Annotated in this window: 14 protein-coding genes; 10 read left to right on the top strand and 4 right to left on the bottom strand. The window is 69.6% G+C overall.

What is annotated here, in order from left to right; translation table 11 throughout:
• Window positions 1–117: 117 nt before the first annotated feature.
• The 3 genes from ACH47Z_RS35430 to ACH47Z_RS35420 are packed head-to-tail and all read left to right on the top strand — an operon-like array spanning window position 118 to window position 2,956.
• Window positions 118–1,152: an ABC transporter permease gene (locus ACH47Z_RS35430; RefSeq protein ID WP_399081192.1), complete on the top strand. Its 1,035-nt coding sequence runs from the start codon at window positions 118–120 to the stop codon at window positions 1,150–1,152.
• Window positions 1,149–1,931: an ATP-binding cassette domain-containing protein gene (locus ACH47Z_RS35425; protein WP_225095757.1), complete on the top strand. Its 783-nt coding sequence runs from the start codon at window positions 1,149–1,151 to the stop codon at window positions 1,929–1,931. The genes ACH47Z_RS35430 and ACH47Z_RS35425 overlap by 4 nt, the downstream gene beginning before the upstream one ends.
• Window positions 1,932–1,948: 17 nt before the next feature.
• Window positions 1,949–2,956 (top strand): aldose 1-epimerase, encoded by a 1,008-nt coding sequence (locus tag ACH47Z_RS35420; protein ID WP_399081190.1) that lies wholly within the window; start codon window positions 1,949–1,951, stop codon window positions 2,954–2,956.
• 49 nt (window positions 2,957–3,005) lie between these two features.
• Here the strand turns inward: ACH47Z_RS35420 and ACH47Z_RS35415 are convergent, their stop codons facing one another.
• Together ACH47Z_RS35415 and ACH47Z_RS35410 are read right to left on the bottom strand one after the other, a co-directional pair.
• Window positions 3,006–4,109: a sugar ABC transporter substrate-binding protein gene (locus ACH47Z_RS35415; protein ID WP_399081188.1), complete on the bottom strand. Its 1,104-nt coding sequence runs from the start codon at window positions 4,107–4,109 to the stop codon at window positions 3,006–3,008.
• Window positions 4,096–6,636, bottom strand: coding sequence for a SpoIIE family protein phosphatase (locus ACH47Z_RS35410; protein WP_399081186.1), 2,541 nt, complete (start codon window positions 6,634–6,636; stop codon window positions 4,096–4,098). Before ACH47Z_RS35410 ends, ACH47Z_RS35415 begins: the two co-directional genes overlap by 14 nt.
• 287 nt (window positions 6,637–6,923) lie before the next feature.
• Here ACH47Z_RS35410 and ACH47Z_RS35405 point away from each other — a divergent pair, with 287 nt between their 5' ends.
• The 4 genes from ACH47Z_RS35405 to ACH47Z_RS35390 all read left to right on the top strand — a co-directional run bounded on the left by ACH47Z_RS35405 (window position 6,924) and on the right by ACH47Z_RS35390 (window position 11,324).
• Complete coding sequence (locus ACH47Z_RS35405; protein WP_399081184.1) at window positions 6,924–8,012, top strand: substrate-binding domain-containing protein; 1,089 nt, start codon at window positions 6,924–6,926, stop codon at window positions 8,010–8,012.
• Window positions 8,013–8,048: 36 nt separating this feature from the next.
• Entirely contained in the window at window positions 8,049–8,828 is a 780-nt protein-coding gene (locus ACH47Z_RS35400; RefSeq protein ID WP_399081182.1) for an ATP-binding cassette domain-containing protein, read from the top strand.
• A 5-nt stretch (window positions 8,829–8,833) separates the two neighbouring features.
• Window positions 8,834–10,105, top strand: a complete 1,272-nt coding sequence (locus ACH47Z_RS35395; RefSeq protein ID WP_399081180.1) for a sugar ABC transporter permease — start codon at window positions 8,834–8,836, stop codon at window positions 10,103–10,105.
• Between the two features lie 115 nt (window positions 10,106–10,220).
• Window positions 10,221–11,324 (top strand): sugar ABC transporter substrate-binding protein, encoded by a 1,104-nt coding sequence (locus ACH47Z_RS35390; protein ID WP_399081178.1) that lies wholly within the window; start codon window positions 10,221–10,223, stop codon window positions 11,322–11,324.
• A gap of 49 nt (window positions 11,325–11,373) precedes the next feature.
• On the opposite strand, the gene ACH47Z_RS35385 is transcribed toward ACH47Z_RS35390, so the two are convergent.
• Entirely contained in the window at window positions 11,374–12,267 is an 894-nt protein-coding gene (locus ACH47Z_RS35385; protein WP_399081176.1) for an alpha/beta hydrolase, read from the bottom strand.
• A gap of 67 nt (window positions 12,268–12,334) precedes the next feature.
• Here ACH47Z_RS35385 and ACH47Z_RS35380 point away from each other — a divergent pair, with 67 nt between their 5' ends.
• Window positions 12,335–12,811 (top strand): MarR family winged helix-turn-helix transcriptional regulator, encoded by a 477-nt coding sequence (locus ACH47Z_RS35380; RefSeq protein WP_399081174.1) that lies wholly within the window; start codon window positions 12,335–12,337, stop codon window positions 12,809–12,811.
• Between the two features lie 95 nt (window positions 12,812–12,906).
• Here the strand turns inward: ACH47Z_RS35380 and ACH47Z_RS35375 are convergent, their stop codons facing one another.
• Complete coding sequence (locus tag ACH47Z_RS35375; RefSeq protein ID WP_399081172.1) at window positions 12,907–14,436, bottom strand: helix-turn-helix domain-containing protein; 1,530 nt, start codon at window positions 14,434–14,436, stop codon at window positions 12,907–12,909.
• A 346-nt stretch (window positions 14,437–14,782) separates the two neighbouring features.
• Between ACH47Z_RS35375 and acnA the strand changes: the two genes are divergently transcribed.
• A complete protein-coding gene (gene acnA / locus ACH47Z_RS35370) occupies window positions 14,783–17,500 on the top strand; it encodes an aconitate hydratase AcnA (protein WP_399081170.1) in 2,718 nt (905 codons plus the stop codon).
• A 140-nt stretch (window positions 17,501–17,640) separates the two neighbouring features.
• Window positions 17,641–19,212, top strand: a complete 1,572-nt coding sequence (locus tag ACH47Z_RS35365; protein ID WP_399081168.1) for an ATP-binding protein — start codon at window positions 17,641–17,643, stop codon at window positions 19,210–19,212.
• Window positions 19,213–19,241: the final 29 nt, after the last annotated feature.

The raw sequence follows: 19,241 nt of genomic DNA, 5'->3' as shown, positions 1-19,241 counted from the left end.
GGGCGACTGCCCCCGAGCCGGGTGCGGCGCCGGAAGCCACCGTGATGGCACCGGCGTTGCACCCGCACCACACGAGCCCATGAGCCCGTACCAGGGAAGACACCGGAAGGACCCCCTGTGACCACCCACGTGGACCCTCAAGCCACACCGGCACCGGCGGAGGAGCTCCTCAACCGGCCCGCCACCCTCACCCAGCGCATCCACTCGGTGCTGCACCGCCAGCCCGCACTCAGCCCGGCGATCGTCCTGGTACTCGCCGCTGTGGTGTTCTCCCTGGTCAACGACCGCTTCTACGCGCTGCAGAACCTCTCGCTCGTCATCCAGCAGGTAGCCGTCATCGGCTCACTGGCCGTCGGGCAGACGGTCATCATCCTCACCGCCGGCATCGACCTGTCCATCGGCGCGGTCATGGTGCTCGCCTCGCTGCTGATGTCGAAGCTCGTCGCGGACAACCACTGGCCGGGCGTCATGGCCCTGCTCGCCGGGGCGGTCGTCGCCATCGCCGCACAGGCCGTCAACGGGCTGCTGGTCACCAAGATCAAGCTACCGCCGTTCATCGTCACCCTCGGCACCCTCAGCATCTTCACCGCGATCACCCTCATCTACGCCAAGGGCCAGACCATCGCCCTGCAGCCCGGCAACATCCTGATGTGGACCGCCAACACGGTCTCGCTCGGGCAGCTGAACCTGACCAACGGCGTCCTGATCATGATCGCCCTGTACGCGGTGATCGGCTACGCCCTGCGCTACACCGCCTGGGGCCGGCACCTGTACGCCGTGGGCGACGACGTCGAGGCGGCCCGCCTGGCCGGCATCTCCGTCAACCGGGTGCTGCTCAGCGCCTACATGGTCGGCGGTTTCGCCATCGCCGTGGGCGCCTGGATCCTGGTCGGCCGCGTCGGCGGCGGCGACCCCAACAGCGGCCTCAACGCCAACCTGCAGTCCATCACGGCGGTCGTCATCGGCGGCACCAGCCTGTTCGGCGGACGTGGCGTGGTGCTCGGCTCGCTGATCGGCGCGCTCATCGTCCAGGTCTTCGTCAACGGCCTCGCGCTGGCCGGCATCGACCCGAACTACCAAGTCCTCGCAGTCGGCATCCTGGTGATCGCGGCTGTCTCCGTCGACCAGTGGATCCGGAGTGTGAAGTCGTGACCACCGCCACCGCCCCCGTCCTCGAAGCCAAGGGCCTGGTCAAGCTCTTCGGCAAGGTCGTCGGTCTGAACGACGTCGACCTCACCCTCCACCCCGGCGAGGTCCTCGCCGTCATCGGCGACAACGGCGCCGGCAAGTCCACCCTGATCAAGTGCCTGTCCGGAGCCCTCGTCCCCGACCAGGGCAGCCTCTTCGTCAATGGCGAGGAGGTCCACTTCAAGCGGCCCCAGGACGCCCGCGAAGCAGGCATCGAGACGGTCTACCAGACCCTGGCCGTCGCACCCGCGCTGGACATCGCCAGCAACCTGTTCCTCGCCCGGGAAGTCCGCCGCAAGGGTGTGCTCGGCTCGGTGTTCCGCATGCTCGACACCAGCGAGATGAAGCGTCAGGCCGCCGACCACATCAAGCGGCTCGGCATCGGCACCCTGCAGAACATCAACCAGGCCGTGGAGACCCTGTCGGGCGGCCAGCGGCAGTGCGTGGCCGTCGCCCGCACGGCGGCCTTCGGCGGCCGTGTCGTCATCCTCGACGAGCCCACCGCCGCCCTCGGCGTCCGCGAGACCGGACAGGTCCTCAAACTCGTCCGCGACCTGCGCGACCAGGGCCTCGGCATCATCCTCATCAGCCACAACATGCCCAACGTCTTCGAGGTCGCCGACCGCATCCACATCCAGCGACTCGGCGGCTGCGCGGGCGTCATCACCCCGCAGTCGCACTCCATGGAGGACGCGGTGGCCATCATGACGGGCGCGAAGAAGCTCGCCCCCGAAGCGAGCTGAAGGGGACACCTGGGGACATGACCGCCGAGTACCGGATCGCCGAGGACCGCCTCGGCGGCGAACCCACCCTTGTCGTCTCCGCGCCGGACGGTTCCGCACGCGCCGTCCTCGCCCTGCGCGGAGCGACGCTGCTGAGCTGGCAGGTCAGGCACGGAGCAGCCGGCCGGCTGAAGGAGCTGACGGACGGCTACCGCGACGAAAGGGAACTCCTCTCCCAGGACGGCGTACGCGCCGGCCTGATGGCCCCCTTCACCAACCGCATCGCCGACGGCCGCTACCGCTACGACGGACACGACCACGACCTGCTGCCCGGCCACCACGGGGACCGCACGATCTACCATGGCTTCGCCCGCGAGACACCGTTCGAACTCGTCCACGCCACCACGACGGCCGACTGCGCCCGGCTGCTCCTGCGCACCACGAGCATCAGGCCGGGCCGACACCCCGGCTACCCCTTCGCCCTCGACCTCGAAGCCGAATTCACCGTCACCGCACGGGAGCTGAGCATCGAGATCCGCGCGACGAACGTGGGTGACACCACCGCCCCCTACGCGGCGGGCTGGCACCCGTACTTCACCCTGTCGCGCCCCATCGATGACCTGGTCCTGCAGATCCCCGCCCACACCCTCATCCGCACCGATGCTTCCCTCATCCCACTGTCCGGCGATGCCGCCCTGCTTGCCCTGGACGACTGCCCCGACCTGGACTTCCGGGTACCGAAGCGACTCGGCGACGCGGTCATCGACGCCTGCTACGCGGACCTTGGCGGCTCCGGCAGCCGGATCGAAACGGTGCTGACCGACCCGGCGACCGGCGAGGAACTGCGGGTGTGGCAGTACGGCGGACACATGCACGTCTTCACCGGAGACACGCTGGCCCGCGACCGGCGCGACTCCATCGCACTCGAACCCGTCGAGACGATGACCGACGCCTTCAACCGCCCAGAACACGCCGCCGCCCTCGCCTTGGAACCCGGCCGTAGCCGCGCATTCGGCTTCGGCGTCGTGTACGGCCGCATCAGCTGAGGCGGAGTCGGACGCGAGGCGGCTCTCCGGTCATCCGGTACCCGCCCGTCTACGGAGTCAGCCCTGCCTTCGCACAAGCGGCCCGCAGCTGGGGTGTGCAGATCTGGGCGATGGTGTACACACCGTCCTTGACGAGGGTCTGCTTGATGTTGGCGGTTGTCACGGCGACCGGGGTGAGGAGCACGGACGGGATGTCGTGGGTGGTGGGGCTGTCGGTCGTCGTGGTGGCGATGGTGTGCAGCTTCTCGCCGCGGCCCAGGGCGACGGCCATGGCAGCGGCTGCTTCGGCTTCCGCGTGGAAGGACTTGTACACCGTCATGGACTGATCGCCGTTGACGATGCGCTGCACCGCGTCGAGGTCGGCGTCCTGGCCGGTGACCGGTGGAAGGCGCTTGACGCGGGCGGTCTTGAGTGCGGAGATGACGCCTGCGGCCATGGCGTCGTTGGCGGCCAGGACGCCGTCGATCCGGCCCGGGCCCAGGGCCGAGATGGCGGCGGACATGTTGGCGTTCGCGTTGTTCGGGCTCCAGCCCGGGGTGTCGTAGGAACGGCCGATCCTCACCTTGCCCCGCAGGACGGACAGGGCACCCCTCTTGAACGACGCGGCGTTGGAGCTGGTCGGGTCGCCGTTCATCATGACGATGGTCCGGTCCTCGGCCGGGGCGTGCATGGCCTTGAGGAGAGCCCGGCCCTGCAGCATGCCGACCTGTACGCCGTCGAAGCTGACGTAGCCCGAGATCGGGCCGTCGGCGAGCCTGTCGTAGGCGATGACGGGGACGCCCGCGTTGTGCGCCGCCTCGACGGAGGAGCGCTGCGCCCTGTTGTCGGTGGCATCGAGGATGACGACCCTGACCCCTTTGGTGATCATGGCGGTCATCTGTTGCCGCTGCGCCGTCGAGTCGCCGCCGGCGTTGGCATAGGCGACGTTGCAGTGCGGGCAGAGCCGTTTCACCTGTTGCTCGATCAGTGGCTTGTCGGAGCTCTCCCAGCGTGGCGCCTCCCGGCTCGGCAGCAGCAGGCCGACGGTGAAGCTGTCCGTGGTGGCTGTCCGGTCTCCTGTGCAGGCGGCCGACGGCACGGTCAGCAGGCCCGCGACAAGCGCGCTGACGACATATCGCGTACGGAGCGTCACGCGTCGCCTACGACACGTCATGACCGGTCCCCGTCCTTGCGCCCGGTTCCGCACCCACCGAAGCCGGTGCACGACGCGGTACCGCTATCTCGCTGCACACCTGCTTGCCGCCGGCCACCGGCACCGTGCCGAAGGACTCCGACATCGCCTCGACCAGGAGCAGACCCCGGCCGCCGGTCGACTCCCAGTCCACGATCACGGGCTTGGCGGGTGCCCGCGGAGAGGAGTCGCTCACGCAGACACGCACCCGGTCCCCGCGGAGCATCAGGTCGAGACGGACCGGGCCCTGGGTGTGCACCAGGGCGTTGGTGACGAGTTCGGACACCACCAGCAGCACCGGGTCGGTGGCTTCTTCGACCTTCCAGCGGCGCAGCGTGCGCGCGGTGAACCGGCGGGCGTGCATGACGGCGTCGGGCAGCCGCCACACCACCCAGCCCGACCGGATCGGCCGGGTCTTCATGCCGTCGTAGCGCAGCAGCAACAGCGCCACGTCGTCCTCGCGGCGGCCGACGTCGCCCAGCAGGTCGTCGGCCACCTGCCCGGGATCCGACGGGTCGGCCGCGGCGAGGGTGGCGCGCGTGCGGCGCATGCCCTCGTCCAGGGACAGGTCGGCGGCCTCGATCAGCCCGTCGGTGACCAGGGCGAGCATCGTTCCGGGCGCCAGTGCCACCGCGGTCATCGGGAAGTCCGCCTCCATGGAAATGCCCAGCGGAAGGCCACCCTCGACCTCGACCTCCTCGGTGCTGCCGTCGGGATGGCGCAGCAGCGGTGCGACGTGCCCGGCCCGGACGAACAGGGCATCGCCCTCGTCCATGTCCAGTTCGGCGTAGCAGCAGGTGGCGAAGAGATCCGTCTCCATGCCGACGAGGAGGCGGTTGGCGTGCGAGACGACCACGTCGGGCGGGTGGCCCTCCACCGCGTACGCCCTGACCGCGGTACGCATCTGGCCCATGATCGTCGCGGCTGCGGCGCTGTGGCCCTGCACGTCGCCGACGACCAGCGCCACCCGGTCCTCGGAGAGGGCGATCACGTCGTACCAGTCGCCGCCCACCTGCAGTCCTCGCCGGGCGGGCAGATAGCGGGCGACGGCGATCCCGCCGGGAAGCTCCGGCAGACGTCGCGGCAGCAGGCTGCGCTGCAGCATCGTCGCGAGTTCCTGTTCGGCGTCATAGGCGTGGGCGCGGGTGAGGGCCTGGCCGGCCAGTGAGGCGGTGGCGGTCAGCAGCGAACGTTCCTCGGGGACGAACTCGTGCGGCCGGTCCCAGCCGATCAGGCACACGCCGACGACCCGGCCCTTGGCGGGCAGCGGCAGGACGGCAAGGCCTCCGGGGCCGATGCCGTCGAGTCCCGGTTCGAAGGCGGTGCCTGTCGGCCACAGGTCCATACGGCCGTCTCGCAGAGCCATCTGCAGGGTGGGCAGGGCACTGAGGGGTGCGTCGGGCCACTCCGAACGCCACTGGAGACGCCATGTCCGCGGCCAGGCAGCGGGCTGCGGCGGGTCGAGCAGGGTGACCTGGAGCCGTTCGTGCTGCAGCTCGGCGAGCGCCACCCGGTCGGCGCTGAGGGGCTCGCGCAGGGCGGTGACCACCACGTGGCTGACGTCGCGCACGGTGGTGGCCTTGTCGAGTGCGGCGGTCAACCACTGGATCCGGGAGACGTCGTCGGCGCCCCGGTGCAGGAGCGAGGTCGCCGTCACCACGCCCAGCACCTGCTCCGGCCGGTCGTCGGCACCCGCCGCCACGCGGCACCTCAGGTTCAGCCAGCGCATCTCACCAGCGGGGCAGCGGACGCGGAAGTCCAGTTCCCGTCGGCCGAACGTCTGGGTGGACGGCTCCAGCACCGACATCAGCGCGTGCACGTCCTCCGGCAGTGCGTGCGCGAGCAGGGAGTCCGCCCTGCCGTCGAAGTCGTCCGGCCTGATGCCGACCAGTTCGCGCAGCGTCTCGTCGGCGTCGATCACGCCGGTTTCCGGCACCAGGACGAAGGAGCCGACGCGCATGCGGCGCAGTGCGGAACTCAAGGGTGCCGACGGCGTCCCTCCCCCGGCTCTGGCCTCCAGCACTCCGGCGACCGCGTCGGCATAGCGCTCCAGGAAGCGCTGCTGCTCGGCTTCGAAGCCGTTCTCACCGGCGCCCACGACCACGAGGCAGCCGAGCCGCCTGCCCTCGGCGCCGAGGGGCAACGCACCGAGCGATGTCCGGGCCCGCGGCGGCGCCGGACATCCCTCGGGGTAGGAGGCGAGTGCCGCGGGGGTCAGCCACACGGGGTGGGGGGCGCGGAAGGCGTGGGCCGCGGGTGAGCCGCCGGACAGGGCCAGGTGCTCCGGCAGCCCGTACTCGGCAGGGGCGCATCCGGCCGTGTCCACCGACCGAAGGTCGTCAGAACCTGCGCCGGGCACATAGAGCACTGCCAGCTCCGCTCCGGCGAACGTCAGGGCGCGGACGCTCACGGGGGTCTCCGGCCCCGGTGGTGAGCTGGTGTCCGCGACGCCGGCCTCGGCTGTCCCCGGCTGCGAGAGTCCGGCCCGGGCACTGCCGTCGTGAGGCATGTCCGCATCTACCTCCCGTCCGCGCCGGGGTGCCGACCGGCTACCGCTTGGGCATCCCCCTACCAGAATCGCATAGTGGGATGAACCGGACAGATTGGTGTCGTGTCGGCTGCGCGGTACCGGGTTCGCAGTTCACCATGGCCGGTGCCACACTGACGACGTGGTTGTTGTGCCACTTTCGCCCGAGTTGGGCGGGTGTGGGCCGAGACCCCTCCTCGCCCCGGTGGGCCACGCGGCTGCACCGCGGTCGCAGCCGCGTGGCTCCAGGGAGGAGGGAGGCCTCGCGTATGAAAGCCTGCGTTCGGGACACCGCCCTTGCCCTGGCCGCGGTCTCGACGGCCGTGTCCCTCACCGCCTGCGGATCGGGCGCCGGGAACACCTCCGGCCCAGGGGGCGCGCGGAAGATCGGCGTCCTGCTGCCGGACTCCACCACAGCCCGCTGGGAGACGCAGGACAGGCCCCTGCTGGAACAGAGGATCCGGCAACTGTGCGGCGACTGCACGATCGAGCACGCCAACGCCAAAGGTGACGTGGCCATCCAGCAGGAACAGATGGACTCGTCGATCGCCGACGGGGTCGATGCCATCATGCTGGTGGCCGTCGATGCCAGAGCCATGAGCGCCTCGGTCGGAAAGGCAGCTGCCGCGCACATCCCGGTCATCGCCTACGACCGCCTCGCGGAGGGCCCGATCTCGGGCTACGTCTCCTTCGACGGCCAGGAGGTCGGCAGGCTCCAGGGCAAGGCGCTGCTGACGGCCATGGGCGCCAAGGCGCAGGGCGGCCGGATCGTGATGATGAACGGCGACCCCGGCGACCCCAACGCGCTGTCGTTCAAGCAGGGCGCACTGACCGAACTCCAGGGCAAGGTGACGATCGCCAAGGAGTACGACACACCCCAGTGGAGCGGGGAGGCGGCGTACCACAACATGTCCGGAGCCATCTCCGCCCTGGGCGCCGGCAGCATCAACGGCGTCTACGCCGCCAACGACGGCCTCGCCGCCGGCAGTATCGCCGCCCTCAAGGCCAACAAGGTCGGCCCGCTGCCCCCCGTCACCGGGCAGGACGCCGAGCTCGCGGCCGTACGGCGCATTGTCAGCGGCGATCAGTACATGACGGTCTACAAGCCGTTCGGACCCGAGGCTGCCGCCGGCGGCGCCATGGCCGTGGCCGCCGCGCGTGGTCAGCGCCTGGACGGGGTGGCCACCAGGCGGGTGAAAACCCGCAGCGGCGCGGAGGTTCCGGCTGTGCTGCTCACCCCGGTGCCCGTGACCCTTGCCACCATCAAGAACACCTTGGTGAAGGACGGCGTGTACACGCTCGAACAAATCTGCGCCCCGCCACTCGCGGGCGACTGCCACAAGGCCGGGCTGACCTGACAGGCGGGACCGGCCGGCCCCAGGCCCGGGAAGGAGATGATTCTCTTGCCGTCCCCCTTGCTCGCCCTGCACGGCGTGTGCAAGCGCTTCGGTGTCGTCGAGGTCCTCCGGGACATCGAGCTGGAGATCCACGCCGGCCAGGTCCTCGCCCTGCTCGGCGACAACGGAGCCGGCAAGTCCACCCTGGTCAAGGTGATCTCCGGGGTCGCTCCCGCGGACGAGGGGACCATCGAGTGGGAGGGCCGGCCCGTTCACATACGGCGTCCCCAAGAAGCCCGGGACCTCGGCATCTCCACCGTCTACCAGGACCTGGCGCTGTGCGGAAACCTCGACGTCGTCGGCAACCTCTTCCTCGGACGGGAGATCCGCAGGTTCGGCTTCCTCGACGAGGTGGAGATGGAGCGCCGCACCAGGCAGCTGCTGGAGCGCCTGACCCGGAGCGTCCTCGATCTGCGCGGTCCCCTGGTGTCACTGTCCAGCGGCCAGCGGCAGACCGTCGCCATCGCCCGCTCGCTTCTCGGCGACCCGCGCGTCCTCCTTCTGGACGAACCGACCGCGGCGCTGGGGTTCGAGCAGACCACCGAGGTCCTCGACCTCGTCGACCGTCTCCGCGACCACGGCCTGGGGATCCTGCTCATCAGCCACAACATGGGCGATGTGAAGGCCCTCGCGGACCGGGCCGCCGTGCTGCGGCTCGGCCGCAACAACGGCTTCTTCGACGTGAGCATCACCTCCCAGGAGCAGATCATCTCCTGCATCACGGGCGCCACGGACAGCGCGCCCCGCCGGCCGGCCCACCCCGAGGCCGAGTGGTGAAAGGGATGCGTGACATGCCGGACGAGACGCGGGCCGATCCCGCAGCAGCCGTCGCAGAAGCCCGTCAGCGCCGCGGCGGGCGGGCCGTCACCCGTGCCGTGGCGGGCTGGATCGCCGTCCGGCGGCGCAGGCTGAGCGCCGGTGAGCTGGGCTACCTTCCCGTCACCCTCGTCCTCGCCGCGGTCTGGATCATCTTCCAGTGCCTGAACTCCACCTTCCTCTCGCCCCGTAACCTGTCCAACCTCAGCGTGGACATCGTGGGCACGGGCTTCATCGCGGTCGGCATCGTCTTCGTGCTGCTGCTCGGTGAACTCGACCTGTCGGTCGGCTCGATCAGCGGGCTCGCCGCCGCGGTCTTCGCCGTGCTCAGCGTCAACAACGGCGTGCCGGAATGGCTTGCCCTGATCGCCGCCGTGCTGACGGGCACCGTGGCAGGCGCCGTCCAGGGGTACTCCGTCGCCAGGGCCCGGGTGCCGGCCTTCGTGGTCACCCTCGCCGGGCTGCTGACGTGGAACGGCCTGATGCTCGCCATCCTCGGCACCAGCGGCACCGTCAACCTGGACGAGAACGGGCTCGTCGCCCACCTGACCAGCTACTACTTCTCCAACGCCGGCGTCGCCTACGCGGTGGCGGCACTCGCCACAGCTCTGGTCTTCCTCGCCTCCTACCTGAACAGGCGTCGTCGCAGGGCCGTCGGCATGCCACACCGCCCGCTGCATACCATCGGGGTGCGCACAGGAGTGGTGGCGGTGATCGCGTTCGCCTCCGCCTATCTGCTGAACCAGTTCCAGGGCCTGCCGCTGGCTCTGCTGATCTTCCTCGCCGTGGTGGCGGGCCTCGACATCATGCTCCGGCGCACGCCCTACGGACGGCAGGTCTACGCACTGGGGAGCAGCGTCGAGGCGGCCCGTCGCGCCAGCCTCAGCGTGACCGGCGTACAGACGGCCGTGCTCGCGGTCTCCGGCACCCTGGCGGCGACCGGCGGCCTGTTCCTGGCCTCGCGCATCACGTCGGTGAGCCAGAACTCCGGCTCCGGCGTCCTGCTGCTCGACGCCATCGCTGCCGCCGTCATCGGCGGCACCAGCCTGTTCGGAGGACGCGGTACGACCTGGTCCGCAGTGCTCGGCATACTGGTCATCCAGTCGATCGCCTCGGGCATGGCCCTCACCGACACGCCCACCGCCGTCCAGCAGGTGATCACGGGTGGGGTGCTCTTCGCCGCGGTGGTCATTGACTCACTGTCCCGACACACGCAGCAGGCGCACGGGCGCGCCTGACATGCAAGGTAAATGACTAGATATGATAGATAAATAGTCAATTTGATGTCGGCCGGGTGGCATGTGTCTGCCGGCCAAGTGAGCCCGCCACCATCCCATGTCCGAGTGAGTACCGATGAGGCGCAGATCCGTCCTCTGCTCCACTGCTTCCGCCCTCTGTGCACTGGTGCTGCTCGGCGCCTGCGGCGGCGGTTCCGGCATCACGACCACGTCGACCGGCGGCAAGCCGCTGGTCGGCGTCGACTACCCGCGCTCCGACACCGACTTCTGGAGCGCGTACATCAAGTACACGCCGGAGTACGCCAAGCAGCTCGGCCTCTCGCTCAAGACCACCAACTCGCAGAACGATGTCGCCAAACTCGCCGCCAACGCGCAGACACTCATCCTCCAGGGCGTCAAGGGCATCGCGATGGCCCCGCAGAGCACATTTGCCATCGCGCCGATCCTGGCGCAGTTGCAGGCGGCGAAGATCCCGGTCGTCACCATCGACACCCGCCCCGACACCGGCAAGGTCTACATGGTGGTCCGCGCCGACAACCTCGCCTACGGCGAGAAGGCATGCAAGTACCTGGGCACCAAGCTGGGCGGCAAGGGCAAGGTCGTGATGCTCGAGGGCGACCTCGCATCGATCAACGGCCGTGACCGCACCGAGGGATTCAGCGACTGCATGAAGAGGAACTACCCGGGCATCAAGGTGTTCGGCGAGGCCACCAACTGGGACGGCGCCGTCGCCGCGCAGAAGCTCCAGAGCGACCTGACAGCCCACCCGGACATCAAGGGCATCTACATGCAGGCCAGCTTGGCCCTGTCCGGCACGCTCCACGTGCTCAAGCAGGAGGGGCTGCTGGTCGGCCCGAAGGACAAGAAACACGTGTTCGTCGTCTCCAACGACGGCATCCCCAGGGAACTCAAGAACATCTCCGACGGCAACATCGACGCCACCGTGTCCCAGCCGGCCAACCTCTACGCCAAGTACGCCCTGTACTACCTGAAGGCCGCGATCGACGGGAAGAGGTTCAAGCCCGGCAAGACCGACCACGAGAGCACCATCGTGCGGGTCCGCGACGGACTTCTGGAAGACCAGCTCTCCGCCCCGCTCGTCACCGTCGACGGCGGCACGTACGGTGGCGTCCCCAGCCTCAAGAGCACCGACCCGTCTCTGTGGGGCAACAGCCTCGGGTCCGTCCAGCCAACGGCCCCGTCTCGCATTCGGTCCTGACGGAGCGTGCCGCTGTGCACGCCCTCGAACTGCCGTGGTCCGTATGAGGTCATCCGATGCGCTGGCTGAGAAAGAGAGCGGCGCGCTCCAGTGCCTCGTCGGCTTCGTCCAGGACGCCGGCGAACGCCTGGAAGACATGTGGAACGTCAGCAGTGATGTCCAGGATGACGTCCACTCCGGCTTCCCTCGCGCGCGTGGCCATGCGTGTGGAGTCGTCCAGGAGTATTTCGTTGGTGCCCGCCTGCAGAAGCATCGAGGGGAAACCGGTCAGGTCGGCGAGGGTGGCGGGGCTGAGCATGGGCTGGTGCGGGTCCTGTCCCGCAAGGTACATGGCCCCGGTGTGTTCCAGGCCCTCACGCGTGAAGAACGGGTCGATGCCCGCCTTGCTGTCCATGCTCTCGCCTGTCCGGGTCATGTCGAGTCCGGGGGAGAACGCCACGATCGCGGCGGGCATGGGCAGGCCCGCGCCGCGGGCGGCGAGGCAGGTGGCGACAGTGAGGCCGCCACCGGCGGAGTCCCCGGCGAACGCGATCGCCGAAGGGTCTTCGCCGCTGTCGAGCAGTGCGCGGTAGGCGCTCAGCCCGTCCTCGATCGCGGCCGGGAACGGGTGCTCAGGGGCGAGCCGGTAATCCAACGAGAACGCCCTGAACCCTGTTTTGGTCACCAGGTTCCCCGTCAGCGACATCGCCGTCTCCGGTGAACCGACCACGTAGGAGCCGCCGTGAAAGTAGAGGATCGTCCCGGCCTTCGGAGTGCCGGCCGGCTCGACGAGCACCGCGGGCCGGTCGCCGAGCGTCGCAGTCCGGGTGCGGATCCCGGCCGGGACGATCATTTCGGACATCATCGCCCTGAACCCGGCACGGAGTTCCTCCACCGACCGAGGGCCCTCGGGCCGGGGCCGCCGGACCATCGCGTCGATCTCCGCGCGCTGTTGCCTGCTCATCGTCGCCTCCATCGCAAGTGCATGCCAAGGAACTATATGCCTAGGCATCTAGGCTAAGATATATGCCATGGCATCTAAGTCAAGCGGTGGCCGGGTCGACCTCCCGGGCTTCTTCGCCGATCTCGTCCGCTGTGAGACGCGCCTCTACAACGCGCTGAACGCCCGTCTTCGCGAGCGGCACGGGATCGTCACCTCGCAGTTCGAGTTCCTGCGCTTCCTGCGCGACCACCCCGGGTCCCGGGTGGCGGACCTCGCCGCCGAGTTCGCCATCGGGATCGGTGCGACCAGCAAGGGCACTGACCGCCTGGAGAAGCGGGCATGGGTCATACGGCGAACCAATCCATCGGATCGTCGCTCATCACTGCTGGACCTGACCGATGACGGCCTGCAACTCGTCGAGGCGGCGGAGGCAACCTTCACCGAAACGCTGGCCGAGCTGACCGCAGGCGCTCTCGGCGGCCCGTCAGGACTGGCCGCCGTACAGGTCCTTTCGGAGCTCCGCTCCGCACTCGAACGCGACCAGATCGGCCTGCCCACAGGCTGACCGGCATGCGCATCCAGTGCGATTGCCGGCCGGCCGTGTGATCAGCCTTTGTTGCGAGGCGAAGAGGGGTGTGGTGGCACCTTTTCCGAAGAACTTCAGATGTCCCGGAAGATCTCGATCTGCGCCCCGATGGAGTTCAGTCGCTCGGCGAGATCCTCGTACCCCCGGTTGATGACGTACACGTTGCGCAGTACCGACGTGCCCTCGGCCGCCATCATCGCCAGCAGGACGACCACGGCGGGGCGCAGGGCGGGTGGGCACATCATCTCGGCGGCGCGCCAGCGGGTCGGGCCCTCGACCAGCACCCGGTGCGGGTCCAGCAACTGCAGTCGGCCGCCGAGGCGGTTGAGGTCCGTCAGGTAGATCGCGCGGTTGTCGTAGACCCAGTCGTGGATGAGGGTCTTGCCCGAGGCGACCGCCGCGATCGCCGCGAAGAACGGGACGTTGTCGATGTTCAGGCCCGGGAAGGGCATGGGGTGGATCTTGTCGATCGGCGCCTCCAGCTTGGAGGGGTGGACCGTGAGGTCGACCAGGCGGGTACGGCCGTTGTCCGCGCAGTACTCCGGACTGCGGTCGTGGTCGAGGCCCATCTCCTCCAGGACCGCCAGCTCGATCTCCAGGAACTCGATGGGCACGCGGCGCACCGTCAGTTCCGACTCCGTCACCACGGCCGCGGCCAGCAGGCTCATCGCCTCGACCGGGTCCTCGGAGGGGGAGTAGTCGACGTTGACGTCGATGTTCGGCACGCCGTGCACGGTCAGCGTGGTGGTGCCGATACCCTCGACCTTGACGCCGAGGGCCTCCAGGAAGAAGCACAGGTCCTGGACCATGTAGTTGGAGGAGGCGTTGCGGATGACCGTCACGCCGTCGTGCCGGGCGGCGGCCAGCAGCGCGTTCTCGGTCACCGTGTCGCCGCGCTCGGTCAGCACGATCGGGCGGTCGGGGCGGACCGTGCGGTCGACCCGCGCGTGGTACTGGCCCTCGGTGGCCGCGATGTCGAGGCCGAAGCGGCGCAGCGCGATCATGTGCGGCTCGATGGTCCGCGTGCCCAGGTCGCAACCACCGGCGTACGGCAGCTTGAAGGCGTCCATGCGGTGCAGCAGCGGGCCGAAGAACATGATGATCGAGCGGGTGCGTACGGCGGCGTCCGCGTCGATCGCGGCCATCTCCAGCTGGGCCGGCGGCACCAGCTCCAGGTCGACGCCGCCGTTGATCCAGCGGGTGCGCACGCCGATGGAGTTCAGCACCTCCAGCAGGCGGTACACCTCCTCGATCCGCGCGACCCGGCGCAGCACCGTGCGCCCCTTGTTGAGCAGCGAGGCGCACAGCAGCGCCACGCAGGCGTTCTTGCTCGTCTTCACGTCGATGGCACCGGACAGCCGGCGGCCGCCGACGACACGCAGATGCATCGGGCCCGCGTACCCCAGCGACACGATCTCACTGTCCAGGGCCTCACCGATGCGGGCAATCATCTCAAGGCTGATGTTCTGGTTCCCCCGCTCGATGCGATTGACCGCACTCTGGCTGGTGCCGAGCGCCTCCGCGAGCTGCGTCTGTGTCCAGCCACGGTGTTGCCTGGCGTCACGGATGAGCTTGCCGATGCGCACGAGGTAGTCGTCTGCCATGAGGTTGAGGCTATCTCAGATATGAGATGGCGCCCGTCAAGGGGGTCCATTCGGGTGACGGCACGTCAGTGACCTGCGGAAGTGCGGGGGATGTCGGACGTTCGGGTGATTCATCCGTTAGCAACCGATATGGGTCGCCGAAAAGCGGCAGTGCCCGGCCCGGCCGGGCATGACCATCCAGCCCCCATGTACTAGAGTTATCTCGACATCGAGATATCTGCCGAGGCGCACCGTAGCCGCCACTCCGGTAAGGGTGACCTAACTTAGCCTTACCTTGCTGGATCGGCCAAGTAGGCGTGGCGGCACGATTGACGGTGGTACGCGCACATCAATGAAGGAGACTGTCGTGTCGGCGAACAGCTTCGACGCCCGCAGCACGCTGCAGGTGGGCGACGAGTCGTACGAGATCTTCCGGCTGGACAAGGTGGAGGGCTCGGCCCGCCTGCCGTACAGCCTCAAGGTCCTGCTGGAGAACCTGCTCCGCACGGAGGACGGCGCGAACATCACCGCCGACCACATCCGTGCCCTCGGCGGCTGGGACTCCCAGGCCCAGCCCAGCCAGGAGATCCAGTTCACGCCGGCCCGCGTGATCATGCAGGACTTCACCGGCGTCCCCTGCGTCGTGGACCTCGCCACCATGCGTGAGGCCGTGAAGGAGCTCGGCGGCGACCCCGCCAAGATCAACCCGCTGGCGCCGGCCGAGCTGGTCATCGACCACTCCGTCATCGCCGACAAGTTCGGCACCAACGACGCCTTCAAGCAGAACGTCGAGCTGGAGTACGGCCGCAACAAGGAGCGCTACCAGTTCCTGCGCTGGGGCCAGACCGCCTTCGACGAGTTCAAGGTCGTCCCGCCGGGCACCGGCATCGTCCACCAGGTGAACATCGAGCACCTCGCGCGTGTCGTCATGGTGCGTGACGGCAAGGCCTACCCGGACACCCTGGTCGGCACCGACTCGCACACCACCATGGTCAACGGCCTCGGCGTCCTCGGCTGGGGCGTCGGCGGCATCGAGGCCGAGGCCGCCATGCTCGGCCAGCCGGTCTCCATGCTCATCCCGCGCGTCGTCGGCTTCAAGCTCACCGGTGAGCTGCAGCCCGGCACCACCGCCACGGACCTCGTGCTCACCATCACCGAGATGCTCCGCAAGCACGGTGTGGTCGGCAAGTTCGTCGAGTTCTACGGCGAGGGCGTGGCGGCCACGAGCCTCGCCAACCGTGCCACCATCGGCAACATGTCGCCGGAGTTCGGCTCCACCGCCGCGATCTTCCCGATCGACGACGAGACCCTGAACTACCTGCGCCTGACCGGCCGCTCCGAGCAGCAGGTCGCCCTCGTCGAGGCCTACGCCAAGCAGCAGGGCCTCTGGCTGGACCCGAAGGCCGAGCCCGACTTCTCCGAGAAGCTCGAGCTGGACCTGTCCACGGTCGTCCCGTCCATCGCCGGCCCGAAGCGTCCGCAGGACCGCATCGTCCTCGCCAACGCCGCCGAGCAGTTCAAGCTGGACGTCCGCAACTACGTGGAGGAGGCCGACGAGGCGGGCAAGGAGTCCTTCCCGGCCTCCGACGCCCCGGCCGTCCACCCCAACGGCTTCCCGACCAACCCGGTTCCGGTCACCGCCCCCGACGGCACGACCTACCAGCTGGACCACGGTGCGGTGACCGTCGCGGCCATCACCTCCTGCACCAACACCTCCAACCCGTACGTCATGATCGGCGCCGCCCTGGTCGCCAAGAAGGCGGTCGAGAAGGGTCTGACCCGCAAGCCGTGGGTCAAGACCACCCTCGCCCCGGGTTCGAAGGTCGTCACCGACTACTTCGAGCGGGCCGGCCTCACGCCGTACCTGGACAAGGTCGGCTTCAACCTCGTCGGCTACGGCTGCACCACCTGCATCGGCAACTCCGGCCCGCTGCCGGAGGAGGTCTCCAAGGCCGTCAACGAGCACGACCTCGCGGTCACCTCGGTCCTCTCCGGCAACCGCAACTTCGAGGGCCGCATCAACCCCGACGTCAAGATGAACTACCTGGCGTCCCCGCCGCTGGTCGTCGCGTACGCCATCGCGGGCTCCATGAAGGTGGACATCACCCGCGACGCCCTGGGCACCGACCAGGACGGCAACCCGGTCTACCTCAAGGACATCTGGCCGACCGAGGCCGAGGTCAACGAGGTCGTCGCGAGCGCCATCGGCGAGGACATGTTCGAGAAGTCGTACTCGGACGTCTTCGCGGGCGACGCCCAGTGGCAGGCGCTGCCGATCCCGACCGGCAACACCTTCGAGTGGGACGCCGAGTCCACCTACGTCCGCAAGCCCCCGTACTTCGAGGGCATGGGCATGGAGCCGGCCCCGGTCACCGACATCGCCGGCGCCCGCGTCCTCGCCAAGCTGGGCGACTCGGTCACCACCGACCACATCTCCCCGGCCGGCGCCATCAAGGCCGACACCCCGGCCGGCAAGTACCTCACGGAGCACGGCGTCGAGCGCCGCGACTTCAACAGCTACGGCTCCCGCCGCGGCAACCACGAGGTCATGATCCGCGGCACGTTCGCCAACATCCGCCTGCGCAACCAGATCGCGCCGGGCACCGAGGGCGGCTACACCCGCGACTTCACCCAGGCCGACGGCCCGGTGTCGTTCATCTACGACGCCTCGCAGAACTACCAGGCGGCCGGTGTGCCGCTGGTCGTCCTGGCCGGCAAGGAGTACGGCTCCGGCTCGTCCCGCGACTGGGCCGCCAAGGGCACCGCGCTCCTCGGCGTCAAGGCCGTCATCGCCGAGTCGTACGAGCGCATCCACCGCTCCAACCTGATCGGCATGGGCGTGCTCCCGCTGCAGTTCCCGGAGGGTGCCTCCGCCGAGTCCCTCGGTCTGACCGGCGAGGAGACCTTCTCCTTCACCGGCGTCGAGGAGCTCAACAACGGCACCACCCCGCGCACGGTGAAGGTCACCACCGACAGCGGTGTCGAGTTCGACGCGGTCGTCCGCATCGACACCCCCGGTGAGGCCGACTACTACCGCAACGGCGGCATCATGCAGTACGTGCTGCGCAACCTGATCCGCAAGTAAGCGGTCACGGCACAGCCGTAGCGGGCCGCATCCCCGGAACACCGGGGGTGCGGCCCTTGCGTCTACCCGCCTTTCGTACCCATCGCCCCTGCCCAGACGGAGCACAGGCTTCCCTCAGCCAACCGGCACAGAATCGCTACATGCCAGGCACCCCCGGGCCGCACGCCCGCCGTACGCACAGCCGTCGCACCCGTCCCCGGCCGCTGCGCACCCGCCTGGCGCTTCTCGTCACCGGCACCCTCGTCGCCGTCTGCGCCGTGCTCGCCCTCACCACCGTCCTCGCCCAACGCGCCTTCCTCATGGGCGCGTTGGACGACCGCGTCAACGACGTCGCCACCAACGGCGTGACCGGCGCCGCCCACCACCCCGGCAGCCTCACCGACCTCACCTTCCTCGGCACCGGCGGCCACCCGGACGGGCTGCTCGCCGCCCGGTTCGACACCGGCGGCACCATCCTCGCCGCCGCCGTCGTCCACGGGGACGACGGCCCGCGCCCGCTCACCGCGACCCAGCGCAACGCCCTCACCGGCGTCCCCGACGACGGCTCCGCCCACACCCGCACCGTCCCCGGACTCGGCACCTACCGCGTCACCGCCCTCGACGCGAGCGGCATCCGCGTCCTGGCCGGCCTGCCCCAGGACGACGTACGGCACACCCTCGACCAGCTGACGCGCATCGAGGCAGCGGCCACCGGCGCCGTACTCCTCCTCGCGGCCGGCGGCTGCGCCCTCGCCGTCCGGCGCCAACTGCGCCCGCTCGGCCGCATCGCCGCCACCGCCGGCCAGGTCACCCGGGCACCGCTCACCCCCGACCGGCCCGCCCCGCTCGCCCGAGTGCCCGCGCCCGACGCCGACCCCGGCACCGAGACCGGCCAGGTCGGCGCCGCCCTCAACCGCATGATCGAGCAGGTCGAGACCGCCCTCGCCGAGCGCCGGCGCGACGAGGAACGCATGCGCCGTTTCATCGCCGACGCCGGCCACGAACTGCGCACCCCGCTCGCCTCCATCGCCGGCTACGCCGAGCTGATGAACCGAGCCCCCGGACCGGGCGGACTCGGTGCCGACCTCGCCTGGCGCCGGGTCAGCACCGAGTCCGCCCGGATGACCGGCCTGGTCGAGAACCTGCTCCTGCTCGCCCGCCTCCCCGAGGCCCGGCCCTCGCAGACGGCCGAGGTGGACCTCGCGGTCCTGCTCGCGGAGGCGGTACGAGAAGCCCGTACGGCCGCCCCGGACCACGTCTGGCACCTCGAACTCCCCCTGGAGTACCTGGTGTCGGTCACCGGTGACGCCCTCCGCCTGAGGCAGGCGGTCACCGCCCTGCTCACCAACGCCCGCGTCCACACCCCGCCCGGTACGACGGTCACCGCCCGCATCGAGTCCGCCGCCGGCCATCACACGGTGCACATCCGCGACGACGGACCCGGCATCCCGCCCGCCCTCCTGCCCACCGTCTTCGACCCCTTCACCCGAGCCGACACCTCCCGCACCCGCCAGGGCCTCGCCGAGGGCGGCTCGGGGCTCGGGCTCGCGGTGGCGGCGGCGATCACTCGGGCACACGGCGGCTCGGCCCGCGTGGACAGCACCCCCGGCCGGACCGAGTTCACGGTTGAGTTCCCGGCGGCCGGTCCGTCGTTCCCGCCCGGACAGCTCGCGCAGGACCGCCTGCCCGCCGCCGGGCGCGACACCTCCCGGGCGCTCGGCAGCTCTGCCTGACCCCGGGTACGCCTCGGCCCGACCGGTCC

It is taken from the genome of Streptomyces sp. NPDC020192 (genome assembly GCF_044388685.1).
GTDB lineage: Bacteria > Actinomycetota > Actinomycetes > Streptomycetales > Streptomycetaceae > Streptomyces.
The sequence above is the reverse complement of the archived record's forward strand: the minus strand, read 5'-3'. Positions and strand labels throughout refer to the sequence as shown.